This window comes from Bacillus sp. ISL-7, assembly GCF_018613065.1.
In genome coordinates, this window is record NZ_JAGGQW010000056.1 from 1 (window position 1) to 24,684 (window position 24,684).

The 24,684-nt window shown below is 36.2% G+C and carries 26 protein-coding genes and 1 riboswitch; of the genes, 12 read left to right on the top strand and 14 right to left on the bottom strand.

Features of this window, described 5'->3' with window-relative positions; all coding sequences use genetic code 11:
• Positions 1–77: 77 nt before the first annotated feature.
• Positions 78–192: riboswitch (TPP riboswitch) on the bottom strand.
• 177 nt (positions 193–369) lie between these two features.
• The 5 genes from J7E66_RS22540 to J7E66_RS22560 all read right to left on the bottom strand — a co-directional run bounded on the left by J7E66_RS22540 (position 370) and on the right by J7E66_RS22560 (position 6,177).
• Positions 370–1,578: a Ger(x)C family spore germination protein gene (locus J7E66_RS22540; RefSeq protein ID WP_215003976.1), complete on the bottom strand. Its 1,209-nt coding sequence runs from the start codon at positions 1,576–1,578 to the stop codon at positions 370–372.
• A complete protein-coding gene (locus tag J7E66_RS22545) occupies positions 1,575–2,666 on the bottom strand; it encodes a spore germination protein (RefSeq protein WP_215003978.1) in 1,092 nt (363 codons plus the stop codon). Before J7E66_RS22545 ends, J7E66_RS22540 begins: the two co-directional genes overlap by 4 nt.
• A gap of 25 nt (positions 2,667–2,691) precedes the next feature.
• Positions 2,692–4,263, bottom strand: a complete 1,572-nt coding sequence (locus J7E66_RS22550; protein WP_374103877.1) for a spore germination protein — start codon at positions 4,261–4,263, stop codon at positions 2,692–2,694.
• 347 nt (positions 4,264–4,610) lie between these two features.
• Entirely contained in the window at positions 4,611–5,315 is a 705-nt protein-coding gene (locus J7E66_RS22555; RefSeq protein WP_215003982.1) for a polysaccharide deacetylase family protein, read from the bottom strand.
• Between the two features lie 433 nt (positions 5,316–5,748).
• A complete protein-coding gene (locus tag J7E66_RS22560) occupies positions 5,749–6,177 on the bottom strand; it encodes a hypothetical protein (RefSeq protein WP_308162565.1) in 429 nt (142 codons plus the stop codon).
• Positions 6,178–6,392: 215 nt separating this feature from the next.
• On the opposite strand from J7E66_RS22560, the gene J7E66_RS22565 reads away from it, so the two are divergent.
• The 6 genes from J7E66_RS22565 to J7E66_RS22590 all read left to right on the top strand — a co-directional run bounded on the left by J7E66_RS22565 (position 6,393) and on the right by J7E66_RS22590 (position 10,326).
• Complete coding sequence (locus tag J7E66_RS22565) at positions 6,393–6,719, top strand: winged helix-turn-helix transcriptional regulator (RefSeq protein WP_308162566.1); 327 nt, start codon at positions 6,393–6,395, stop codon at positions 6,717–6,719.
• A gap of 22 nt (positions 6,720–6,741) precedes the next feature.
• Entirely contained in the window at positions 6,742–7,665 is a 924-nt protein-coding gene (locus tag J7E66_RS22570) for a DsbA family protein (protein ID WP_215003984.1), read from the top strand.
• Positions 7,666–8,017: 352 nt separating this feature from the next.
• Positions 8,018–8,404, top strand: a complete 387-nt coding sequence (locus tag J7E66_RS22575) for a hypothetical protein (protein ID WP_215003986.1) — start codon at positions 8,018–8,020, stop codon at positions 8,402–8,404.
• Between the two features lie 340 nt (positions 8,405–8,744).
• A complete protein-coding gene (locus J7E66_RS22580) occupies positions 8,745–9,128 on the top strand; it encodes an amidohydrolase family protein (RefSeq protein ID WP_215003988.1) in 384 nt (127 codons plus the stop codon).
• Positions 9,125–9,559 (top strand): amidohydrolase family protein, encoded by a 435-nt coding sequence (locus J7E66_RS22585; RefSeq protein WP_215003991.1) that lies wholly within the window; start codon positions 9,125–9,127, stop codon positions 9,557–9,559. Before J7E66_RS22580 ends, J7E66_RS22585 begins: the two co-directional genes overlap by 4 nt.
• 443 nt (positions 9,560–10,002) lie before the next feature.
• On the top strand, positions 10,003–10,326 hold the full coding sequence (locus tag J7E66_RS22590; RefSeq protein ID WP_308162570.1) for a DoxX family protein: 324 nt from the start codon (positions 10,003–10,005) through the stop codon (positions 10,324–10,326).
• A 170-nt stretch (positions 10,327–10,496) separates the two neighbouring features.
• On the opposite strand, the gene J7E66_RS22595 is transcribed toward J7E66_RS22590, so the two are convergent.
• The 3 genes from J7E66_RS22595 to J7E66_RS22605 form a co-directional block, all read right to left on the bottom strand.
• On the bottom strand, positions 10,497–11,879 hold the full coding sequence (locus J7E66_RS22595) for a purine-cytosine permease family protein (protein WP_215003994.1): 1,383 nt from the start codon (positions 11,877–11,879) through the stop codon (positions 10,497–10,499).
• Between the two features lie 39 nt (positions 11,880–11,918).
• Entirely contained in the window at positions 11,919–12,911 is a 993-nt protein-coding gene (speB, locus tag J7E66_RS22600; protein WP_215003996.1) for an agmatinase, read from the bottom strand.
• A gap of 95 nt (positions 12,912–13,006) precedes the next feature.
• Complete coding sequence (locus tag J7E66_RS22605; RefSeq protein ID WP_215003998.1) at positions 13,007–14,374, bottom strand: sigma-54 interaction domain-containing protein; 1,368 nt, start codon at positions 14,372–14,374, stop codon at positions 13,007–13,009.
• A gap of 329 nt (positions 14,375–14,703) precedes the next feature.
• Between J7E66_RS22605 and J7E66_RS22610 the strand changes: the two genes are divergently transcribed.
• Positions 14,704–15,468, top strand: a complete 765-nt coding sequence (locus J7E66_RS22610) for a DUF3891 family protein (RefSeq protein WP_215004001.1) — start codon at positions 14,704–14,706, stop codon at positions 15,466–15,468.
• Between the two features lie 58 nt (positions 15,469–15,526).
• On the opposite strand, the gene J7E66_RS22615 is transcribed toward J7E66_RS22610, so the two are convergent.
• Both J7E66_RS22615 and J7E66_RS22620 read right to left on the bottom strand, forming a co-directional pair.
• On the bottom strand, positions 15,527–15,742 hold the full coding sequence (locus tag J7E66_RS22615; RefSeq protein WP_168244380.1) for a DUF1540 domain-containing protein: 216 nt from the start codon (positions 15,740–15,742) through the stop codon (positions 15,527–15,529).
• Positions 15,743–15,880: 138 nt separating this feature from the next.
• Positions 15,881–16,357 (bottom strand): DUF3291 domain-containing protein, encoded by a 477-nt coding sequence (locus J7E66_RS22620; protein WP_215004003.1) that lies wholly within the window; start codon positions 16,355–16,357, stop codon positions 15,881–15,883.
• A 419-nt stretch (positions 16,358–16,776) separates the two neighbouring features.
• Here J7E66_RS22620 and J7E66_RS22625 point away from each other — a divergent pair, with 419 nt between their 5' ends.
• Positions 16,777–16,905: a YjcZ family sporulation protein gene (locus J7E66_RS22625; protein ID WP_215004180.1), complete on the top strand. Its 129-nt coding sequence runs from the start codon at positions 16,777–16,779 to the stop codon at positions 16,903–16,905.
• 192 nt (positions 16,906–17,097) lie between these two features.
• Here the strand turns inward: J7E66_RS22625 and J7E66_RS22630 are convergent, their stop codons facing one another.
• The gene (locus J7E66_RS22630) at positions 17,098–17,283 is read right to left on the bottom strand and encodes a hypothetical protein (RefSeq protein ID WP_215004005.1); all 186 of its coding nucleotides are present in this window, start codon (positions 17,281–17,283) and stop codon (positions 17,098–17,100) included.
• Between the two features lie 234 nt (positions 17,284–17,517).
• Between J7E66_RS22630 and J7E66_RS22635 the strand changes: the two genes are divergently transcribed.
• Positions 17,518–18,423 carry a TDT family transporter gene (locus J7E66_RS22635; RefSeq protein ID WP_215004007.1) on the top strand — a complete coding sequence of 302 codons (906 nt, stop codon included), beginning with the start codon at positions 17,518–17,520 and terminating at the stop codon, positions 18,421–18,423.
• A gap of 944 nt (positions 18,424–19,367) precedes the next feature.
• The gene (locus J7E66_RS22640; RefSeq protein WP_215004009.1) at positions 19,368–20,621 is read left to right on the top strand and encodes a sensor histidine kinase; all 1,254 of its coding nucleotides are present in this window, start codon (positions 19,368–19,370) and stop codon (positions 20,619–20,621) included.
• 588 nt (positions 20,622–21,209) lie between these two features.
• Here the strand turns inward: J7E66_RS22640 and J7E66_RS22645 are convergent.
• Positions 21,210–22,562 (bottom strand): DUF2075 domain-containing protein, encoded by a 1,353-nt coding sequence (locus J7E66_RS22645; protein WP_251033085.1) that lies wholly within the window; start codon positions 22,560–22,562, stop codon positions 21,210–21,212.
• Between the two features lie 148 nt (positions 22,563–22,710).
• Positions 22,711–22,869: a hypothetical protein gene (locus J7E66_RS22650; protein WP_215004011.1), complete on the bottom strand. Its 159-nt coding sequence runs from the start codon at positions 22,867–22,869 to the stop codon at positions 22,711–22,713.
• A gap of 26 nt (positions 22,870–22,895) precedes the next feature.
• On the opposite strand from J7E66_RS22650, the gene J7E66_RS31985 reads away from it, so the two are divergent.
• Both J7E66_RS31985 and J7E66_RS31990 read left to right on the top strand, forming a co-directional pair.
• Complete coding sequence (locus J7E66_RS31985) at positions 22,896–23,234, top strand: hypothetical protein (protein WP_251033086.1); 339 nt, start codon at positions 22,896–22,898, stop codon at positions 23,232–23,234.
• 226 nt (positions 23,235–23,460) lie between these two features.
• Complete coding sequence (locus J7E66_RS31990; protein ID WP_251033087.1) at positions 23,461–23,754, top strand: hypothetical protein; 294 nt, start codon at positions 23,461–23,463, stop codon at positions 23,752–23,754.
• 607 nt (positions 23,755–24,361) lie between these two features.
• On the opposite strand, the gene J7E66_RS22660 is transcribed toward J7E66_RS31990, so the two are convergent.
• Complete coding sequence (locus J7E66_RS22660) at positions 24,362–24,556, bottom strand: hypothetical protein (protein WP_142292187.1); 195 nt, start codon at positions 24,554–24,556, stop codon at positions 24,362–24,364.
• Positions 24,557–24,684: the final 128 nt, after the last annotated feature.

Sequence of the window (24,684 nt, forward strand, 5' to 3'; positions counted from 1 at the left end):
TAAAAGTACATCAAAAAGCCGGGCCCATAAATGGTTGGACCCGGCTATTATGTATGCAGAAGTAGAGGTGCTTGAAGATTGTTCTATTCTAACTTCCCCACGCTGGTATGATCCAGATCAGGTCCCAAGAGTCAAGAAACTTCATCGTGTTTCTTTCTCAGCCCAACTTATTGGGCACCCCTAGTTATTTATATTCAATTAACAATATTATATATGAGTATCGGTTAAAATGAAATACATAATATTATTTAAAGTGATATAGTATTGTTTAGATATTATGATTAGAGTGTGAAGTGAGAAAGTTTAGATATCTTCTAGCTTGGGTTTTAAGAAGTATAATTCTTTTTTCGTACCGTAAAAAAAGAAGGCTTACTTGTGACCTGACGCTCCATAATCTTTAATTGTAATTTTTACGTTGTAGTAAATTGGAACCTCACTGAATGTTTGATCCCAATCTTTTTTGACTTTTTCCCATACTTTCGGATGCTCAATTCTTAAACGATTTCCAAAGCCAGCAACGTCTACTCGATATTCCTTTTGCGTTTTTTTAATTGTATGATCAACCAATCGTTTTACTTCTTTTTCGGTGGATTCTTCTGCCCTTTTTAGGAATGTATTATCAAAAGAGTTACCTGAAACCACCCAATTCTCAGATAATCGCCCTTCTGATTCGATGTTTACATCAAAAGAGATATTGTTTCCCTTAACATGAGAGGTGATTTTACTTTTCATAGACTCTATCTCATATACGATTAGCCCACCAGTCTGTTTATCAAAACTTTTCACCACACCGCCTTTCCCCTTGCCTGTTAACCATGTTATCCCCTCCAATTCCTCTTCATTTAAAAATCCACGCAGTTTTTTTGTCTTTCCTTTTATCACGGCAGCTCCTGCAAATTTCACTTCTCCATTTGCCGAGATCACATTTTGCAAAAGAAAACTGGATCCTGATTTTAGCTTACCGTCTAATTTAATAATCGAGATAGGAGGCAAAATTCTTGTCGTTCGATAGGCATTATCTACCATTCCAAACAGACGAAATGCTGGAACTTCTCCAGTTTTCTTTGATACTAGTGTATTGCTAGCTCTCCCTTTACTAATAAACATAAGGCAGCTTGGTCTAAAATCATTATCCCGAAGATATTGATCAAGTAATCGATCTAAACTATACGATCGTGCAAGTTTATCACCGATTACAATGACTTTCATGTGACTGGCATTAAAAGGAAGATCCGTACTTAATGATAATTCACGAACCTCTTGAAGGATGGAGTCTCCCGTTTCAGAAATATTAACATAAGATTGTTTTTGCGATTCCCCTTCTTTACTCATTGAACTTGCTAATTGTGAGGTAATAAGTTGATAAGTTGTAGTAATCTGATCTTTTTTGGAATAGCCTTCATCTTGTTCGTTTATCTTTTTCTCTATGGTTGACTTTTTCCCTATATCGAATGCCACCCCTACACCTAAGCTTAGCTCTTCAATTTCATGACTGCTCCAACAGCCTGTAAGAGAAAAGAGTAACAGGACAGACAGCGAAATCAAGAGAAATCGTATATTGTTATGACTTAACTTCATTGTTTTCTTCCTTTCCATCTCGCGATAATAAGAAGGAGAAGTGGTAGTAAACCAAATAAAAACAATGCAAAATTGCTAATCATATCCCCAAGTTTAAATAGATCATTGATATTTTTTGGGGTGATGGAAATGACGTAAATAAGCGGAAGTAAAACATACATAACTGAACTAATGTTCTTTTTCGAAAGTTGAGCCAGCCCTAAAGCACCTGCGTAGTAGCTGATGGTAAAGGTAGTAAACATTTGCATAATCCATACCACCAGCAACAAAGAATCAAACCGTTCAAAGATCAAACCGGTTACCTCAAAACTTCGTATCAAATCAAGTGTTGGCCATGTTCTCGTGACCACTTCATCGACGGATAACGCTCCGATCACCATCACAACGGTTATCACATAAAAAATCAATGGAACGGAAATTCCGACTAGGACCATTTTTACTGCTTTGTTTGGCTGTTGCATAAACGCCATGAGGACCAGCAGGACTTCAGGACCTGTAAATGCGAGAGTTGTCGCCTTTACTCCTTTTAGCACAGGGATGAAACCGGTCCCTAATATCGGGCGTAAATTATCGATCTCAAATATTTTTAGGCTCATAAAGGCTACTAGCAAAAAAAGGAAAATCGTAATAGGTAATACAATTTCAAACAGACGGGCAATCGGGTTGATACCGCCTATGATCAGATAGAGACCTACCCACATAAATAGCATCATAATTGCCCAGATAGGGGTACCTTCCAGCAAAAAATACCTTATTACTTCCGCCATTGAACGGAGTTGAAACCCGGAAGTTAAAAGAAAATAACATACTATAAGTAAACTAAGTAACCCGCCCACCCATTTTCCTACAATTTCACGGCTGTATTGATAAATTGTTTTTTGGGGAAACTGTTGGCATAATTTGACCATGATCACCCCTGCGATTATCGCGATCAGCCCGCCTAAAATAACACTTATCCATACATCTGGTGTATTCACCTTCTCTGCAGCTGTTCTGGGAAGTGTGAGGATTCCTGAACCAAGTATAAAGTTGCTGATGATAACAGCTGCTTGTGCTGTGGTAATTCGATCTTTTGGGCTGACAATCATCCTTTCATGTTCCTTTCACATTAGGTTATCCTTTACGTATAGGATTTTTCGTATGCATCATCTTTGGACGACGTTTCATCATCATAAGGGGCATGCGAACCATCAAATCTTTCCATTCACTTAAACGATAAGGAACGGCTGGACTCATATAAGACACGCCAAAACTTTTTAGTTTCACTAAATGGCTTGTCATGAAAAGGAGAAATAGAATGACTCCATATAATCCAAGTATGGCAGCACAAAGCATGGCTACGAAGCGAAGAATACGCAATGTAATCCCTGCACTATATTGAGGAATGGCAAAAGATGAGATCGCAGTTAAAGCCACTATTATCACCAAAATGGGGCTAACAATCCCTGCCTGTACAGCCGCTTCACCAATGATTAACCCACCGACAATTCCCATTGCTGGACCAATTGGCTTCGGTAACCGAAGTCCAGCTTCCCTTAAAATTTCGATCGATATTTCCATAAATAACGCTTCGATAAGTGCAGGAAATGGAACACCAGACCTCGTCCCTATAATGGAAATGGCTAACTTAGTAGGAATCAATCCTGGATGAAACGAGATAAATGCAATATACAAAGCCGGTGTAAAAAGAGCCAGAATGGCTGCTAGATAACGAAGTAAACGGATGAACGTGCCAGGAATCCACCTTTCATAATAGTCTTCTGGTGATTGTAACATCATGCTAAAGGTAACTGGAACGATCAAAGCGAAAGGCGTCCCATCTAGTAAAATGGATACCCGCCCTTCCATCAAGGCAGCAATCACACGATCAGGACGCTCTGTACTCTGTACCTGTGGAAAAGGACTAAGATAATTATCTTCGATAAGCTGCTCTACATAACCTGATTCTGGCACATTATCAAGATCAATTTTCTTAATTCGCTTTTCTACCTCTTGTACTAATTCCGGATCGACAATTTCTTTTATGTAAGCGACAACTAAGTCTTTTTTTGAACGCTTTCCTACTTGAAATTTTACTAACGATAAATTTTCAATTTCACCATTCCCTCTCAAAAAAGATGTATTATCACTTAAGGATTCAGTGAAACCGACCCGTGGACCTCTGACTAATGCCTCTGATACTGGCTCTTCAATCGTCCTTGTTTTTAATTTGGTTGTACCAAGGATTAGCGCATCTAATGATCCATCAATTAAAAGCGCGGTAGAACCTGTTATTACTTTTGATACTAACTCTTTAATAGAACCAATCTCTTCTACTTCACTAATAGGTAGCACATGATTTTTTACAAATTTGTTTAAATTGCTTCCCTTCACAAAGGATAGCTCCTGTTTATATTCTGTTGTGAAATCAACCATCAATGATGTCATAATATGTTTATTAATCAGATCTTTATCTGATAATCCATCCACAAAAATAATGGATGCTCGAATGCCGGTACGCCCAATATTAAACTCTCGAAAGTGCACGTCCCAGTTATGACCGATTTCTTGTCTAACTAATTCTAGGTTTAAAGTGAAATCATCTGTAAACAGATGATTTGAGCCTTGAGGCTTAGATTCCTGTTGATCTTCAATTTTGTTAGGTTGTTTTTCTTTTTTTCTAACCTTTAATTTCCGTTCTCGCATTTTCATCACTCTTCCTTGCGAATCCAATTAAAAAATCTGAAGATCATGTACGGAATGAAAAACACGATAAAAGCTTGTATAAAAACTTTCCAATCTGGAAGATAGGAAACAATAGAATTCCACATATTAACCACCTTTATCTGCCCGAATAACAGTAGCTAAAAACCACGAACCAAAGTATGTAACATAAAGTGATTTCCTTACTGTTCCTTGGATAGCATTATCTTTAGCTTATACGTGGAAGTTTAAACATTATATATAACAACCCTTCATCACTCTGGGCTTCAACGTTTTATATTGCGTAATTGGGCTATTCCAAGGAATGTTTGAAAATAACATCCTGACTTTTACTTCTTCAATTTCAATAGTTCATTAACTGTAATGAATTTATATCCCTCGTTTGATAATGATTGCAATATTCCTTTAATAGTATTTAGTTCTTCGCCAGTACCATCATACATGGGGTGAATCAAGATAATAGAACCAGGTTTTACATTCTTTTTCACATAACTCACTTTGTCAGTGGCAGAAGTGTAGTAAGTATCTGGTTCAAGACTCCAAGTGATCGTATCTCTATTATTCTTATATAAATAATAAGGCAAGCCTACGAGTTTTTTTCCATTCGGAGGTCGGAAATCAATTTTACCTTTATACCCGGATTCACGAATTAGTTCGTCGGTTTTTTCAATTTCCTTCTTTATATATGAAGTTGATTTAAAAACCATCCGCTGATGGGAATATGTATGATTTCCAATTTGATGCCCTGCACTTACAATTTTTTTAGCTTCTTCAGGATTTTTTTCAATTTCATTACCGATTAAAAAAAATGTCGCTTTTACATTGTATTGTTTTAACAAGGGTAGAATTTTTTCTACATTTTTTGTTGGTCCATCATCAAAAGTCAATGCGACTACCTTTTGATTGGTCTCCACCTGGTCGGCTAATCGACCAAATAACTGGAAGGTTCTAGAATTCATTAACTTATAGGTTCCAAGTAATAAAAGGAACACTAACAAAATTCCAACTCCACTATAAATTAGTTTCTTTTTCATAAAAACAGCCTTTCTTTCGAATTTTATTAAATTTATTTTTATAGTAACATAATCTACTAACTTCCCAAGATGAGGTATTTACTGTAAAACTTTAAAACTATCTAGAGTAAATTAAAAAGGTAATTCATCATCATTTGCCTTTTACTAAGTCAATAATGTAAAAAAGTGCCAGTTCTCAAAAGAAACTGACACTTTTCATATAATTATTTAACAGTTTTTCATAAAAGCGATCAACCAATTCATTCACTTTTTCCTGGTCTAGTGCAATCGACATCATCAATTCCCTCTTTTTCTTGAATGGAGTAGTTTCTACTATTATTATAGTGTAAATAATAAACCAAATTTGTGACTTACATCACGAAAAAGACTTTTTGGAAGAATAAAGACACCTTTGTTTATCTAAACAGAAGGTGTCCTTAAAATAGATATTAATTTATTCATTCTTCGAACGGCGATTATAATCCTTTTCAATTCCTTTTTTCCAGCTTCGATCTATCTTTTTGCCACTTCGAAGATTGACCACGGCTTCATTTACCGCTTCATAATTTAATTGCGTTCCTTTATTGTCCGCGTGGTAATCAACGGCGAAGTCCTCATCGATTCCAAATCGAGCAGCAGTCGAAATGGCATCGATATTGGCTCCAAGGAATAGGAATTCCCAGCCATATTTCTCCTTTTGGTGTTGAACCATTTTTTTGATTTTGTCGGCTGTGAATTCACGGCTGGCATTTTCCATCCCATCCGTGGTTATAACGAAAAGTACTTTTTCAGCACGTTCATCCTCACTGGTTCTCTTTTGTACATTAACAACCGCATCCACCTTCATCTTTATAAGATCATGGCGAACAATTTCTAATGGCATAAGTTTTCCCCTCCCCAAACCATTTTTTATAGAGTTCATTATATCAGAAAAAAATTTGATATTCGTAACAGTTGGTGCCTGACACTCTTTTACTGGTCTTTCAATTTATAAAGCATGCGCGTTCGACAAAATTCGAGTTGTGACACAGGCACGCACTTGATATATTTTATATATCTAGTATACTTTTTATACCGAGTGTTTCGATCTCTTAGGAGGTGATTTTTATTAAGATTTGCCCTTATTTAGAATACTCATTCCAAATACTAGGCAAAAAGTGGAACGGGTTAATCATTCACTATTTGTCCCTTTGTGAAAACAATTCAACCAGTTTTACAGAAATGGTTCAAGAAATTTCTAACATTACGCCCAGAGTCTTATCCATGAGGTTAACTGAACTAATTGAGTATGGTCTGGTTAAGAAAGAAGTGATAGATTCACCAACCGTAACGATTTCATATAAATTAACCGAAAAAGGGCAAGCACTTGTTTCTGCTTTACAGCCTATCCAGAAGTGGGCAATTGAGAATAAAGATAAGATTTAATTAAAAAATAGGAGTGATAAAAATGAATAGCAAAAATAATATGATGTGCGATTTGGAAACAGGGGTTTGTGGAAGCGCAGGAGACGAGGGAATGGAGATGATTGACTTTAATCAACCCCAAAAAACGATTAATCTTTATTATGTCACCGACCCAATTTGCTCCCACTGTTGGGCACAAGAGCCAGTGCTCAGTCGTTTTGAAGAGCAGTATGGCGATAACTTTACCTTCCATACGGTTATGGGAGGATTATTAGAAAAATGGGGCGATGGACCTGTCGACCCAGCAAACGGAATCGCCAAACCGTCTGATGTTGCTGGACATTGGAGAGAAGTTGGTGAATATACGCGCATGCCAATTGATGGCACACTTTGGTATGACAACCCGATTCACTCATCCTATCCCCCATCTATTGTATTTAAAGTCATTCAAAAGCAAAATGAAGCGTTGGCTCGTGTGTTTTTACGCCGTGTGAGAGAAGCAGTATTCGCATTCAATCAAAATATTGCAGAGAAGTCGGTTTTAGTTGAAATTGTGAATAATCTTGGAATTGATGGAGAAGCAATTGTAAAAGAAGCGGAGCTGCCAAGCGGACAGCAATTATTAAATGAATATTTCGTGCTAGCTGCCAAATTAGGTGCCAGAGGGTTTCCAACAATTGTAATGATAAATGAGGAAAATAAAGGTGTGAAGATTGTTGGTGCTCGCCCATTAGATTACTATGTTGCAGGGCTAAAACAAGTACTAGATTCAGAGACTCTCCAACCTAAACAACAACCAGCACTTTCTAGCCTGCTTGAAAAAGAAAAGCTTTTATTTTCGAAAGAGATTGAGGTAATGTACGATCTTGAAAAAACAGAAATTAACGCTTTTGCTGAAAAAGAACTTTCATCCACCAGTTATCAAGTGAAGGAAATTCTAGGTGAAACCTATTTTGTGACTAAATAATCTCGAAAACAGTAACGGGTTCCGTTCCCTATCGCTAACATTAAAAATGGAACCAACAATGACTAACAAATTGTAAACTAATTTGATAGTCATTTTTTATTGGTATATCAAGCTTTTTACAGAATAAGTGCTTAAATTTGTACAAATGATAAAGATTACTTATACATAAAAAACAAAATGAGTACTTTTTCTATATGCATTTTGTCATTTTCATGGTTCTTTCCATATAAACAGTGGTTACCATCCCATCCATAAGCCATAAAGAGAGACAAATAATTTAAATTATTAATACAAGTTGTCCACACCTCCCAATTTACTCCTACATTTAATGTAGAAAGGGAGGTGAAATTTTATGAATATAGAGGACGTTATTTCAATAGGAGCAAATTGTATTGTACAAATCAGAAATCGCTTTTTTCTTTTAGTAGAAATCGAAGTGGAAGCAGGTAATGTTGCATTCGAGGAATTCGTGTTTATTCGTATATCACGACAAGAGGCTAGGACATTGTTGGATGCAGGAGTCCATCGATGTGAAATTACAACTCGCATTCCAAGATCTGATGATGTAGAAGTAGAATTTATTTGTATCTTGATTGTAGATGGAGAGGCATTTGCAGTGTTTGATGTAGAAAACGACACGGACGAAGCAGTTCTTGTCGAAATCCCATTAGCAGCAGCACGTCGATTAATTCGCAGAGGTGCAAGGGAATGTACTGTCATTGACAGATTACGAGATTAAGATCTTTAAAAAGAATGAATAGATTTCACAAGAGGGCTATTTACGCGAATAGTCCTTTTGTTTTTTATAATTAGGCTGCTTTAAACTAGCATGTTGTTTTGGTCCAGGCGCTTCGCTTTCCGAGGGCGGGTTCGGGGAGCCTCCCGCAGGAGTCTCGCGCCTTCCGCTCCAATCAACACGGTTACAATATCAAAAACAATTACCTTTAACACAGCCTATTATAAAAATAAAAGAATCATTATATTTTTCTAAATCGTATCCACACATAAATATTTTGAATGATGATGGGTAATTTTTTATAGTCTGAAGGTTATTAAGGTACATTTATAGGAGGAAATAAATGAGACTCAGAATACTGTATAAATTGTCGATGGTCGTTTTGGTTACAGCATCTATTTTAATAGGAGCCTTTTATCCTAATACGAAAGCGATGAGTGTGGAAGCAGCAAGAATCCCAGGGAATAATCAAAAGGCAGATCTTGTGATAAAGAATGGGCACATCTTAACCATGAATGCGAAAAAGGATGCCTTTGTCAAAGGGACAGTTGTAATAAAGGATAAGAAAATCATTGCAATTGGCGATGAGAATTTGGAAAAACAATATAAAGCATCTAAAGTCATTAATGCCAATGGTAATATTGTGATGCCGGGAATGATTAATACTCATAATCATGTTCCAATGGTTGCGTTTAGAAGTATTGGTGAAGAAGGAGTAGGCCAATGAGCTCGAACACCATGGATGTATTCGGAACAGCCGGATATGCGGCAAGAATTCACAAATTGGTCAACAAAGATCAAAGCGTGATGCCGCCAAGTAAGGTTGTCGAACTTGCCACAATTGGTGGAGCAAAAGCTCTAGGGCTGGATAAAAAAATCGGTTCACTAGAAGTTGGGAAATATGCAGATATTATTATTGTAGACACTCATGCGCCTAATACCTTTCCAACCTATGATCCGTATGCAACGTTAGCGTATGCAGCAGGACCGCAAAATGTAATCGATGTCATCGTCAATGGGAAATTGATTGTAGAAAACAAAAAGCTAAAGACCTATGATTACAAGAAAGATCTGAAGGATATGGAAGGAATCTATAAACAAGTAGCAGAAGTAGAGAAAACTCTTCCCTATCATCAACAAAAACCAACGAGTGAATGATGTATTCAACACAAAAAAGCGAAGCTTGAGGGAATCATCCTCAAGCTTTTAACCCTTTTTTACCGGCACTCATATCCTTTTATAACATGACAACCCTCACTGTGGAGTTTTACTGTACACTATTTTTGTGACTTCCCCTTCATGCATGTGTCCCTCACACCGTTTTCTCCGCACATCACTATCCATTTTCCATCATCGAAACAAGATTCTCTTTGAGTAGAGTAGCTCAGCCAATAGGCATGTACATCATTATTGTTACCATTCATTTTATTCACAAAGAGCTAAACCGTCCCTAGCTGTCAGAATATTATCAACAAAAACTTGTCATTTTAATTTCGATCAGTTATATTGTATGTTAGTTTTTTGTAATGGTCTGTCCCTCTTCTTGCATAAAGATATACAAAGGGGGGATTTTTATTTTATATTCAAATAAACTTATTAGAATTTCTATTGCTTATGTTTTTATTACCTCAGCACTTATGAAATTAATGAGTACCGAAGTAGCAAATCATTTTCTCGGATTAGGACTTCCCTATCCCCACATGATGTTAAAGCTTGTCATTTTAATAGAAATGGTTTGCGGAATTCTACTATTGGTTAATAAAGCTGTTAAAAATGCAGTGGTACCTTTAATTGGTATTATGATTGCAGCCATTCTATTAACAAAGGTTCCCTTACTGCACACTGGCTTCCTTCCATTCGCTTTTGGTGCTCGTTTAGACATTGTACTGTTAGTTTTGCTAGTTTATCTATACAAGGCCACATAAGATTTTCCTGTTTTTGGGGGTACAGTTCCAAACGTTTGTAAGGATTTATTTTAGCTAATCGGTACTTATGAAGTCTAGTGAACAAAAAAAGGATAGAAAAGGAATCACATATTCCCGCTCCCTACCCCTTTAAAAATAATTCCATTTTCTACTTCATTACTTAACTAATTTTAAGAAGTTTTACTCTCGTCATACGGGATTGGTACCTGGGACGGTTCCTTCAATTTTCTTTTCATCATTACATAATAGAGTACTGATGGAACCACCAATCCTAATATCCAGGCTATATCGGCTCCCCCCATTGCTTTCGCACCAGGTCCTACATAGAACGATGTGTTCATAAATGGAACTTCGGCGATAATTGAAACGAGGAAGGATAGAGCAGTAATTTTGTTTACTTTTCCATACTTTCCATTTAAATCAAAAATATCTTTAATACTATACTCCCCGTGACGCAGGACATAAAAATCAATCAGGTTAATAGCTGTCCATGGAATTAAAAAGTAACTTATAAATAAGATAAAGTTGATAAAATTGGACAAGAAATTTCCCTGACCCCAAATAGCCAGTAAAGTTCCAACTGTTCCTATTCCAAAGATAAAGAACATCCTTACTTTTGGGGTTACTTTTATTTTTGAAAAAGGCTCAACTGTAGATATGGTTGACATAAAGGCGCCATATAAATTAAAAACATTGATGGAGAACTGACCTAGGATGATCACAGCAATTAAAAGAAACGAAAAACTTCCAAACTGATTAGCGAGATTCGTGCCAGAGTTACTTAGGAAATTCGGAATGGCCGTAGTCAGTAAGACTCCTAAAACCATCATCCAAACAGTGCCCAAAACAGTCCCTGCATACGTATACCAAAACGTTTTTGAATAATTGGTATCAATTGGCAAATACCTTGAGTAGTCAGCGACATAGGGTGCAAATGAGATCTGCCAGGTTGCTACTACACTAACACTTAACATAAAGATTGGTAGATTGAACTCAGCTGGAGACCAGCTTCCAGACGGAACGGGTAATTGGAAGACAATAAACGTAGCAGCTATGAAAACAAGAAAGAACACCCAAGTCAAATACTTTTGCATCTTATGAATAAGATCATGGCCAATCATTGTCACGATAAAAGTGATGATATTAAGAACAATGATGCTCAAAGTTAAATTAAGGTCTAAGGCACTGCTCAATACTTGTGCACCTAACAAACCACTGCTTGCAAAAAAACCCAAGTACATGAAAATAACTAGAATTAAGGGAATCACGGCTCCAATAACACCAAATTGTGCACGGCTTTGAATCATTTGGGGGATACCGAGTTTAGGTCCTTGAGCAGAATGTGAAGCCATAAAAATGGCCCCTATTAAATTACCAACAATAATAGCTACAACACTCCAAAAAAGATTTAAGCCAAAAGTGACACATAATGCTCCTGTCACAAGTGTGGTAATATGCATATTTGCAGCAAACCAAACTGCAAACAATCCTCTTGGTTTTCCATGACGTTCATTGGCTGGAATATACTCAATACTTCTTGTCTCAATTTTCATAGATCTGCCCCCTGAAATATATTATTTTGGTGACTTATCTTAGGAGTGAACTTCTTCCTTATTCAACTTGCGTTCATCTATGTTTTCTTTTTCCTTTAAAACAAAGCTGAGTAAATCCAATGCAAGCCGTGCACCTACTTGACCGGTCATTCCAGCTGGGTCATATGGCGGTGCTACTTCGACCAAATCAAAGCCAATCACTTTTCCTCTTTTAGCTATTCCTTCAAGCAATTCATTTACTTCATCGTAAATAAATCCTCCTGGTGAAGGGGTACCTGTTCCGGGTGCTACTGAAGGATCCAAACCATCAATATCTAGGGTAATATAGTATTTTTCTCCTTCTGGAAGTAGTTCTAAAACACTTTCAATTCCCATTTTCCTAATTTGGCGCGGTGATAAAATAACACTTCCATATTCTCGTGCTGCATCCACATCTTCCTTCAAACTGCTGGAAATTCCTCTAATTCCAAATTGGAAAATTTTCTGAACATGGTCCATTTCAGATAAACGACGGATACAGCTACCATGCCCATACCTTTGCCCGGAACGATGATCCGCCCAATCCAAATGTGCATCGATTTGAATAACATGAAAAGGTCCTAACTCCTCTAAAGCTTTGCCGACTGGAATGGTAATGGAGTGATCTCCGCCTAATACAACCGGCATCGCTCCTTTTGAAACAATCTTTCTAATGGCTTCTTCTGTATTTTCATGGCATTGCATCATATCTCCATGAACCATGTCCACATCCCCGCAATCTACTACTTTCCATCTTGGCCCCAAATACGTAATATCTTTTTCAATATCGTAAGCACCATTTAATCCAAAACTGTAAAGTGTAGATCCTTCACGAATCCCCCTTGGACCCATTCTTGCTCCAGATTTCCATTGAGTACCCATATCATTTGGAACTCCAATAACGGCTACATCCGCATCTAGTTCATTAATATCTGAACAAACAGGATATTTTCCAAAAGTGCAGATACCAGTAAAAGGTAAATTCAAAAATTGCTTTTCATCTTGATTTGACATAAAATAGCCTCCTTTAAGTTTCTATTCTTAAAGAGTGCAATTTTCATGCCAACTAATAAAGTCAGCGTTTAAGAGAACTTTGTAGTCAAAAACGACTACCTTTGCTCAACATATTTTAGTATTTTCCGATTGGCAGTAGATTGGCTGATTCCCAATATTTCTGCAAGTTTAATGCTACTAGGATATTTATGATACATTCGCACAATATACTCCTTTTCAAGTGTTTCTAAATAATCGTTTAAGGGAATTTCTTTCGTTGATGGGGTGAAGGAATCCTTTTTTGTTTCCTCTTCTCCCCAATCAAGGTCTATTTCGTTTCCACTAGATGTGATCATTTTCTTTTCAATATAGTTTCGTAATTCCCTGACATTTCCCGGCCAATTTTGCTGGCTTAGCCAAGCAGCCATTTTTGGGGTAAAATATGTATTCAATTGATATTTACGATTCAATTGTTCACTAATCTCGTAAATTAATGGAATGATTTCTTCCTTTCGTTCCCTTAGTGGTGGAATCTCTACTTTTACGACATTGATTCGGTAATAAAGATCTTCTCTAAATTTCCTTTCCATGATCATCTTTTCTAAGTTTTGATTTGTAGCACAAATAATTCTGCAATTTACCTCAATTTTTTTTGTTCCTCCAATTCTCATTAGGGTTTGGTTTTGCAAAACCGACAATAATTTTACCTGAAGATTCAATGGCAGTTCACCAATTTCATCTAGAAAAAGAGTTCCCTTTCCTGCTATTTCAAAGTACCCCTTCTTACCCCCTTTTTTAGACCCGGTAAAAGCTCCCTCCTCGTAACCGAAAAGCTCTGATTCAAATAAAGATTCAGGTATTGCACCACAGTTTACATCAATGAAGGGTTCAGCCTTTCTTGATGACATTTGATGAATTTTATAAGCAATATGGTTTTTACCAACCCCCGACTCACCCTCGAGTAATACAGTAACGTTTATATCTGCTACCTTTGACACAACTTCAAATACTTTTTCCATTTTTCCATTACTTATAAAAAATTGTTGAGTCGCCTGTTTTCGTAATTTTTCATTTTCTTCTTGAAATTTTAGTAATGCCTTTGCTACTTGCTCATTTTCTTTTCTTAAAGACTCAAATTCGGTTATATCTCTTGAAAAACTCGTAGCGCCTATTAATATTCCTGATTGATCATAAACCGGATATCCGGAAATGATTAGTTTTCTATTATGATTTGTTTCTTGAATTAGCGTTACTTCCTTGTTAGTTCTTAACACGCTTGCAATGACAGAGGGAGAAAAAAGTCCTTGTTTTTCAAGTTCGAAAATATTATGATTAACGATTTGCTCACACGGAATACCAAAGACTGTTTCAGTAGATTGACTTGCATATAAAACCATTCCCGTTGCATCCGCAATAAAGATCTCATCAAAAGAATGTTCTAAAATATGGTTTAAAAGTATCGAATCATCCCAGCTTTTATTCATTTTCATCACCTAGTCATTTTTGATTTAATCATAATCAAAAATGACTAACAATTCAAACTATTTTAAATTTTTTTATTTCATTTAAGGCAATTTCCAAAATGATTAGAATTTTTAATTAGCAGGAATAACTGAGGGTTGAAAAAATGGGGTTAGCGTACGAGGAACAGGGGTGTCTTTGAAGGGGGCTGTAACAAAGGTTCCCTTACTTCATACCGGCTTCCTTCTATTCGCTTTTGGTGCTCGTTTAGATATTTTGCTGGATAAGTGGTAAATATAAAAACAAGAGAAATACAAACTGGTGTAGTTTTGCAAAGAAAGGATTCACGAAAATGATTATAATGGAAAGAGAACAAAGCTATTTTATGGTAACTCAGAATGATCACGCCAAAATTGCAGGGGAAATCGCACGAAACTGTAAAGATGATTATTTTTTTGATCATACACGAACCCAAGAAGTGCAACTGGCGATCCAAGAACATGACAGAGGCTGGATAGAACTGGATACGTCTCCTGTATGGAATGATAAAACGGAGATGCCGTACTCTTTTATCGACTACCCGATAGTGCTTAAAATTTCTTTTTATAAAAAGGGATTGAATGAAGTTGAAAAAATGAGCAAGTATGCTGGACTTTTATGCAGTTTACACTATTCATCATTCATCCAGGATGCTACAGAACCCGCGGTCAGGGAATTTTGGAATGAGGAAAAGCAAAGACAGGAGCAACTTTTAAAGGGATTGCAAATAGTGGGAAACGAGAATAAGAATGAAACTTTAATGTACCACTTAGATCTGTTAAAATTTTGTGATTATCTTTCCCTGTATATTTGTTTAAATGAACCTGGAGATAATAAAAGGATACATCCCTTTTTTCGAAATGGATTTCCACAGTTATTTCCTTTTGTTACGGACAAACCCATCGATGCTCATTGGAAAAACCAAGAAACGGTTTCGCTCTCCTTCTCCCCTCTGAAAGGTGAATTAGAAGTAAAACTGCCTTATAGGGCAGTAAGAAAAGAACAAATAAAGGAACATGGCATCTTACAGGCATACAAGGATACCCCTGTTACTATAAGGAAGATAGCGTTTAATTAGGTGAAAACCTGTGGAAAGCATTTTCCGAAAAAATGCAATCCACAGGTAAATCGTTTATCTAAGATCTGCGTTTAGGTTTAAAGGTTTTACAACAGGTTTCGGCTGAATGACCTGCCGTATCGATATGATTCTTTTCACCTAATTCGGCAGACATTTCTGTATCATACCTTGCATGGTTATCTAGTTCAACCATAATTTTTTCCGCTGTACAAACATTTCCTTGTCCATAAAACGAACAGTTGGAAATCGCACAAGATACTTCAACTTTAGGCATTGTCTTACCTCCTAGTTAATGACCTGTTGCTTTATTATTTTTTGTAAAAACAATTTTTTCATACACTGGATACAAAAGATTAAAAAACAGATACTAGTAAATAATTATCACCCATTTGAAGGTGATCTGTTTTTATAATTAGTACATTCTATTAACCAAGAACGTCTCTCCTACTTCATCAAATGCGTGCTTATAGTCAAACGCAAAAGGAGTGGGTCCATGCTGAATATAATTGTTGTATCTCTTGAATGCCTCCTCCCAGGATACATCCTTCACCTTCTCCGTCCACCACACCACATATGTAGGTTGTTTCTCTTGATGAGTTTCAATCCACTTGTTCCTGTCTCGTATGGCTTGCTTGTGTTGACCTGAATACGTAAAACGATATAAAGATTGAAGGCTTTTCCATACCGTTAGTGTAAGAATAGGAACACCCTCCCCTTGGATAACTTCCTCAGGGAATGGCACTCCATTTGGTGAAAACTCCTCTATAAGATGCCCTGATTTAGCAGCCTGGCGAATCACTTCGTATCCCACCTCAAAAAACTCACGAGAGGCAGGATGCTCATACGGATGTTTTAGTCTACCGACAGTATAGATCGCAACAAAAGCCATAATTATCTCTCCATTTACACTTTTTACCTACATATATTCAAGAAACTCTGGACTAATTCCTATTGAACAAACTGATCATCATTTTTATGAAAAAACTTTCTTTTTATAGATAGGCCTCCAATTCATAAATTACTAGGCACAATTAATTATCTTTGTAAAATTTTCAAGAAAAGTGAGTCTCCATACACTCATTGAAGGGTGGCTGCACTTTTTTTATTTCGACAAAAATCTTCAAAACTCGAGCGGTGACCGGCACTCACTCAATAATTTTATATATACGGGCTCCAATTTCATCTCTAAGTATATTATAAAGGGTGTTAGCCTAATTACCCTCCATACAATCGAAAGGTAGTGTTTCAATGTATAATAACGCAATCCCTTATCTTAGTGATTACTCTAATGCTATTCCCCAGGCTCCAATGTCTTACGGCTATGCGACTCCTTTTCAAGGACATTGTGCTAATGTTCGTGGGTGGGGAAGTTTTATCATTATCATCGTGTTGTTTATTTTATTAATCATTATCGGTGCAATTGCTTTCTGCTTTTAATTAGGGCAGACCTAATAGTAAGCTCTTCAAAAAAACATAATGATCTTGTCGAGTTAAATGACAAAAGCAGGGACATGGTACGATCCCATGTCCCATTCTTGTCAGCATAGGACCATGTGAATTCGGCGGGACATTGAAGCAGCGAACGAAATTTGGGGAAGATGTAATATTCGTCTACTACCATCGAGTATTTTAGTTCCTTTTATACAAACTGAAATAAAGTAAGTCTAGTTTTGCATTATAAAAAAATCGCTCAGTCAATTTAACTGAGCGAACTCCTAAATTACATAACGGTTCTGGATAATGGATATGTTTGTATTGATTATTTTCAAGTCCGTCATTACCAAGTGTAAAAATATATTCAAATGTGATTTGCATTATTGATCATTTCTCCTTCTAGTCAATAACTCTTGCCACCTCATTACCACATTTATGACATATCCCTTCCAATACAATTAAATGTGCAGACCTCTGGATATATTGATGGTATACTTGTTTAATATCTAAAACTATATGGTGATAAATTTGGTTTATTTATTGATATTGATTTTCATTATGGTTTGTATTATTTTATTTTTCACTTTTAAAAAACTTTATATTAGAACTTCTACCATGGCCATGGTTATGGCATTTGGGATTGTTACGCAAGGTGTTCTATTAAACTATTTTGGAATCCAGTTCTTCCAACACATTTTTGGAAAAATTCTAAGCATTATTAACCTATCCCTTTGGTTTGCCTTTATTCTTTCGTTTATTATTGCTAGTCTGGATGGAAAATTTAAAGACATCCATTATTCCAATCTAATCAATCGTTTTGGGATTGGTACATGGGTTGCTGGTACATCTATTAATGGCATTTTATTTTATAAACAATTTTTCCAATGGGGATTTATTTCGGTCATTATTGCTATTATTAATATGGTCCTGTGGATTATTTATATTGGGATCAGTGTAAAAACTTTTTTAGAAATTTCTCGGACAAAATCATATCGGAATGTCCATGGAATTCTTCTTCTTACTACGGTTAGCACTCAATCGATAGTCCTTTTACTTAACACTGTTTTCAAAGAATTTCCGGACATCTTTAACCTATCCTTACTAATCATAGGGTTTTGTTTTTATCTTGTTTGTGTTTTCTTTATTATAAATAGATACATAAAAAATTCTTGGTCTATTGAAATGGATTGGAACAATACGAACTGCATTTTACATGGGGCTTTATCTATTTCCGGGATTGCCTGTTTAGTCACAGGCATCATTAGTATTGAAACCATAAGATGGATATGGAGAGCAGCCCTTACTATTTTCATAACGGTTGAGTCTATTGAAATCTACAGGCTTTTTAAACGGATTAAACACTATGGTTTTAAAAAAGCTATCTTTATTTATGATGTTACGCAGTGGAGTAGAGTTTTTACTTTTGCAATGTTTTATACTTTAACATCCCTTATCCATACCCATTTATTTATTGGATCTTTTGTGATTGACACGATCTTAAACGCAGGCGTATTGGTATAATTCTTCTAATGTTTGAACTAATGCTTTGTTTTAGTGATCTCATAAAAGCTATTAAACAATCATCCAGACAAATTGGTAAAGAAAACGAAGTAAGCTCTCCATTTTAATTGGGGAGCTTTTTAATTTTGAATTTTTATTTTTCGCTGTCAATAAATCATGTGTCTGCCAGCCAAGTCTCGAAACTTATAAAACAACAAAAATGGAGAGTACTATTGGTTTGAAAAATTGAAATCGTCTTCATCGATAACTTGTATTTTGAAATTATTAGAACTCACAAAACTGCAGGTTACATGGTGAATCTTCGTTGGGTTTGCCGTATCGGTAATAATAAAATACCCTTTCCCTTGCTGTTTCAATTGTTCAGTACCTTGATATACCCTCAAGTACTGATAATTCAGGCTTTCTTGCTTCCTAGTGTATTCTTGTGATTTGTAATTTAAAAAATTTAGGCACCAAGCATGGCACCAATATTTCCCCTTGTTTTTTGAATATTAATAAAAGATGCATATGTAATTTTACACTTGCTGCTTTGGCTTTTTGTGACGGTTAGTACGAGTACCGTAAGACCGCGCATCCACGTCAGATTTACAGATATTAGAGCGATGAAAAGGTGAGTAAGTCTATGGCTGGATTTATTTTTTTCTACAAACAGCAATCAAAAATGTGAAAACTACTGCAAATGTTTTTTTTGTATAATTTGAAGGAGCATAATCTTTTTTCTCAATTATCTGTGTGTGGAACAATCGTATGAAACAAGACTTTTCAGGGCGTTACAGTGAACTTTGTTCTAGTAATATATTTTTTTTGGTCATAACATTGAAGCTTAACTAGTAGGTTAATATCCATTATTGGGAGTTTTTCACTTAAATAAAAAAAGCTCTCTTTTATTGGACTTATCCCTTATAATTAAATTTGTTAATAAATTTTGACAAAGGATATTTACTATGGACTTTATTTATATTAATCAAAATGTTTTAGATAACTTGTTTTACATTTTAGTAAGTATTTTTGTTTTCTTCGTTTTAATTGATAATTTTAAAACGATTAAAAATTATCAAAAAATCCTTATTACAGCATGCATGAGTTTACCAAGTATTTTATGTATGAAATTCCCTATTTATATTGATGAATATTGTGTACATGATTTAAGGCAAATTCCTTTTTTAATTGGTATACTTTATGGCGGATGGCCTGTCGGGGCTGCCTTGTTGATAATTTCGTTGGCGATTAGATTTTTTATTTATGGATTCAATTCTCTAACTCTTATTGTTTATTTCGTGATCTTTATTATAACGGCACTTCTTTCAAAAAAGTTCAGCATGTTCAATAGAAAAAATAAGCTTATTTTCTCAGTTCTGTTATCTTTGTGTCTTGGAATACTAACAACTTCTATAGCTGTTATCATATCTGATTCATTTAGGGTGACTGAAGCTTATATGTTTTATTTTATTTTCCTTCCTCCAGTAGTCATGTTTTTCGTTGTATATATAATAGAAATATTAAGTGACGCAATTAGTATAAAGTCAAAAATAGCAAAGCTAGAAAAGATGGAAGTTGTTAGCCAGTTAGCAGCGAGTATTTCCCACGAAGTTAGAAATCCATTAACAGTTGTAAAGGGGTTTATTGATCTCCTAAAAGCCCCTAACCTTTCTCAAGAAGTTAGAGAACAGTACTTTCAACATGTGGTTAGAGAGCTTAAATCTGCAGAGACAATTATTAGTGATTACTTAGCATATGCTAAACCTGCAACCGAAGATATAGGTATTATTTTTATAGATCGTGAAATAAGAAGTATTATTGAAATGACGAAACCATTGGCCAATATGAATTCGGTGAAGATATCAGAAGAGTTAGTGCCAGGAATTACACGCGGAAATATTCAACATTTCAAGCAATGTTTTTTAAACCTGATTAAAAATAGTATAGAGGCTATGCCAAACGGTGGGGAGCTTAGTTTAGTTACACTCGTAAGTAAACTCGATATCAGTATCGAGATAAGCGATAACGGTGTTGGAATGAGCAAAGAACAAATAAACCGTTTTGGCGAACCTTATTATAGCACTAAAGAAAAGGGGACTGGATTAGGTTCAATGGTTGTTGTAAAAACAATAGAGACAATGAATGGGAAAATTAAGATAAATAGTGTTTTAAATAAAGGAACAACGATAAGAATAACACTTCCTATTTATACTTCATGAACAAGGTGCCAGATGCCATCCAGATATTGGATGGCATCTGGCACCTTTATTATCAAATGGTTTGCCGAAAAGTCAAAAGGCTATTGGGGAGAAATTCAAATTGATGCTCTATACTTAAAGTAATTGTAAAAACTTGTATTATGGAAAACTTTAAAAATGAATTAGATTTTCTTTATAATGAAAAATAGATGGATAGCAAGTGTGCCCGTCAAGGTATAAAGCGTAGGTGGGGCTAATACACTTCCATGTTTTCTCACACTTTTACGCACACAAAAAACCTCCAAATATAATAATTTGAAGGCTCTGAACACACCACAGTTTTAGCTTCTCGGTCGCACACAGTGTCGTTCAAAATGAACAAAAGACTGTGTCGGTGAGAATTTGATAACTCATTAAGAATCTTATTTTGGCGGGACTGCGTGGGAATCGAACCCACCAGACCTGGCACGCAGGTCTCAAGCAGTTTTGAAGACCGCGTGGGACACCTGATAACAGTGATAAATTAAACCGATTACTATTTCGACGAATATGGAAGTTCTGGATTAATTAAAATATTATTGTTCAGTCTTTTAAATTTATATCTATAATCTACATATGTTCTAGGATATATCGTTCCAACCCCTTATCACAACAATAAACATAACAACCCTTCATCCCTCTGGTCATCAATGTTTTATATGTATTTCGAACAAGTTCTACTAGTGGATCCAGCTGTCCTTTTTTCGGCTTAGCAGGCTTTGCGCCTTTATCCTTAAACTCATCTCTTCTTATAATGAGCTGTTTAGTTTCTTCATCATAGCCCAAATCTTTTCCAATAATCACACCGACATATTCCATTTCCAGACCTTGGACTGTGTGAATACACCCGATTTGATTTGCACACTCTGGATGTATGGCCCAGTCAATTCTATTTGGGTCATTCCATGGCAAGACAAAGTTATGCTCCTTTAGGACTACATCTTCCGCAAGTTTTCCATCCACCATATTTTTTGTCCAATCCCATGCGTAACCAGCTAACAGTCTGCCCCCTCGTTTATCAACAATTTCTTCTTTCAATTCTTGTGGACTAGAAACAATTTTAAAATCAAAATCCCCTTCAAGCTTAAATGTTTCTTCATTATTATTGAGTATGCTATCTAGCCATGAGATGTAATTTCCTGATCCTGAGCAGCGGTATTGGGATTCAAGTTCGACAGTGTGGATGTCAGCTCCAAATCTAGCCGCTTCTTTTTCTACCTCTTTCACACTTCCAATATCTTTTTTAGAAATTTTCTGGAAGTCATCAATAAAAAACACACTTATTCTCGATGATCTAATAATTTGCGTTACTTGATTTTCACCTTCGATCTTCTTTTTCATATGGCCTTGCTCTTTTAGACGATGAGCTTCGTCACATATAAGGACATCAAAATAATTTTCAGGTGCATGGACATATGATGCAGATCCTTTAAACAAATCTCTTACTTCCACATGACCTGAAGAACCAATTAACTTTTTACGAAGGACTTCTCTGAATGCTTGATTCGGAGTTATATACTCCACATAAGCTTTCGATTTTAGCATATAGCTCATTAAATTTAGTCCAATGACCGATTTCCCTGTACCTGGGCCGCCTTTTATTATAATGACATGTTTTTGATCCGTCTGTGCCTTGAATTGGCTGTATTTACTTACTACTTTTTCATAAGCAACCTTCTGTTCATCTAGTAAAACAAACTCTTCATTGCCTTCAATTAATGATCCAACTGTTTCAACCAATTTTTTAGAAGGTCTAATTTTTCCATTTTCAATGGTGTCAGCAATCTCCCTGCCATTCCCTTTTGAAACCAGCTTCCGGATATTCCTTGCCAAATCCCGATCATTAAATTGGAAGTAAACAGGAGACTCCTGTATATAACTGCTGTAGCGATTATCCAGCAGCGGCTCCCTGATACTTGCCATAATATAAGGAACATACGTTTTGCTTTCTAGAATAAATAGATCGATCTATACGAAATCATACTTTGTTCGCTACTATATTATTTTCTACAATTTTCCAGTTTGTTTCCCCACCTATTCAAGGGCTAAAGAGACAGCTTCAATATCCCTCTTATACTGATACCGTGTTTAATTCCGTTAATTGATAGGAACTTTCGGTTGTTACTTCTCTCATTAGTTCAATCAGTCGAGAGTGATGGGAGAAGAAAATGATTTGGGATTGTTTTAAATCAGCAGGAACTTCCACTACAAACTTACCTTGTCGGGACATTTGATTGATCTTTCGTCGTCAAAGTGGTGTGCCTTACCGGCCTATCTACTAAAGCAATTAACAACAATCAACTAGCAGCTTCCTCTGGTCAGCCATTTCAACGAATCAATTTTCGGGGAATGATGCTGTCTTCTCTTCCAAGTTTTATTGCCATGGCCCTTGTTTTAGCTTTCAACAAGATTCCTGGATTAACGATGCTAGGAGAAGTATTTGATCTTATGATTAACGCCCTCCCTGTTATACTTGCCGTCGTCGCAGCTAAACAAGTAGCGGACCTTGATGATGTATCGATTGTGGCAGGGATTGTCGCCGGAGTCTTATCAGTGAAAGGCGGAATTATTGGAGGTATTATCGGGGTATTTTAGCAGGACTGTTGGTCCAATACATATTTAGAAAGTGTGTTGAGTGGAAGTTCCCCGCTACAACCGTCAATATTGCAGCAGGTGGAATTGCCGGGTTGATTTCTGGTTTGGCAGTCTTTTTCCTCAACGCGCCAGTCGTCTTATAGCTCGGTGAAGGAATCCGCTCTTTATTAGGCCTGCTTGTTTCTACTAAGGGGACACCTGCTGGACTCATTGCTGGGCTGTTAATTTGGCCAGCTATTATTGGCGGTGTCTATCACGCGGCTATCCTTCCGATTGTACTGTTAGAAATGGAAAGCCAGGAAACAGCTTCTTAGGTGCCGTTGATATGGTAGGATTGGTAATGGTATCAGCGGGGATTACCCTTGCCAATATTGTTTCACCTCGAGATAAAGGTGAAGCAGTATTGGCTGCACCTGGTTTTGCCATTAATATGGGCTTAGGTACCTTTGTAAAGCCGCTTATCCGTTTATGTTTTCCAACAAATATATCTTTGCTGGAGCAATCCTCTCATCCGGATTAGGCGGATTACTTGTTGGACTTTTTATGTTCGTGGAACGGCCTATGTTCCATCATTTATGGCAAAACTTTTATCCAATAATATGACAGGCTTTATCATCGCAATGGCTGGAAGTTTAATATGTTCATTTCTCATAACGCTTTCCATAAATAAAATCTCTGTGAAAAAGAACAAGGATATGGTTAGAGAGCAGAAAGCGAATAAAGTAGCAGGTTAATCATTGTATGCGTTCGTCCATAAAAAAAATGGCCGAAACAAATAAATAGTTTAATGCTTTCCTTTACCTAAAACAAGAAGCTGACCAAAAAAAGTCATCATTCAACGACCGTTCAGGAATTCCCTGAATATATACTCTACTTCAGAAACTAATTTACTTTTTCTTGGTCCTCCTGCTTACCAAGCTCCCCGACTTAATTTATATAAATGTATAGGTATGGATCATTCATTTTCTCGTTGAACGAATGAGGCTTTTCAGAAGATGCCGCACCAGGTTTTTGAGCCTGTCTTCACGAAAGTAATCGATGAAGTCATTTCGCATCGATTATCCTAAAAATAGATTCTGCAAAAGACACTTTTGGGGTATCCCCCAACATAAAAAATAAAAATCCCTTTACTCGATTTGTTTGAAGCCATCTAATATGATAGAAAGCAATCCCTTACTTGCTTCATAAACAAGTTGCTCCTTAGGGACCGGGCGTTTTTCCTCTTTTCTTGACTCAATACCGTTTCTATACACATACTTTCTTCGAAGGATTCCTTTTTTCTGATTATAATAAAGGACAAACCGCTTCAGATTCGATTTCATGTCAGAATTTTTCCAAATGATGTAAAAATTCTGCTGATCCTTCCATTCTTCAACTGAAATCATCGAGTACAGTAAACTTAACTGTAAAATGTTAAAATCATTATTAAAAACTTTAACATCCCTTTCTA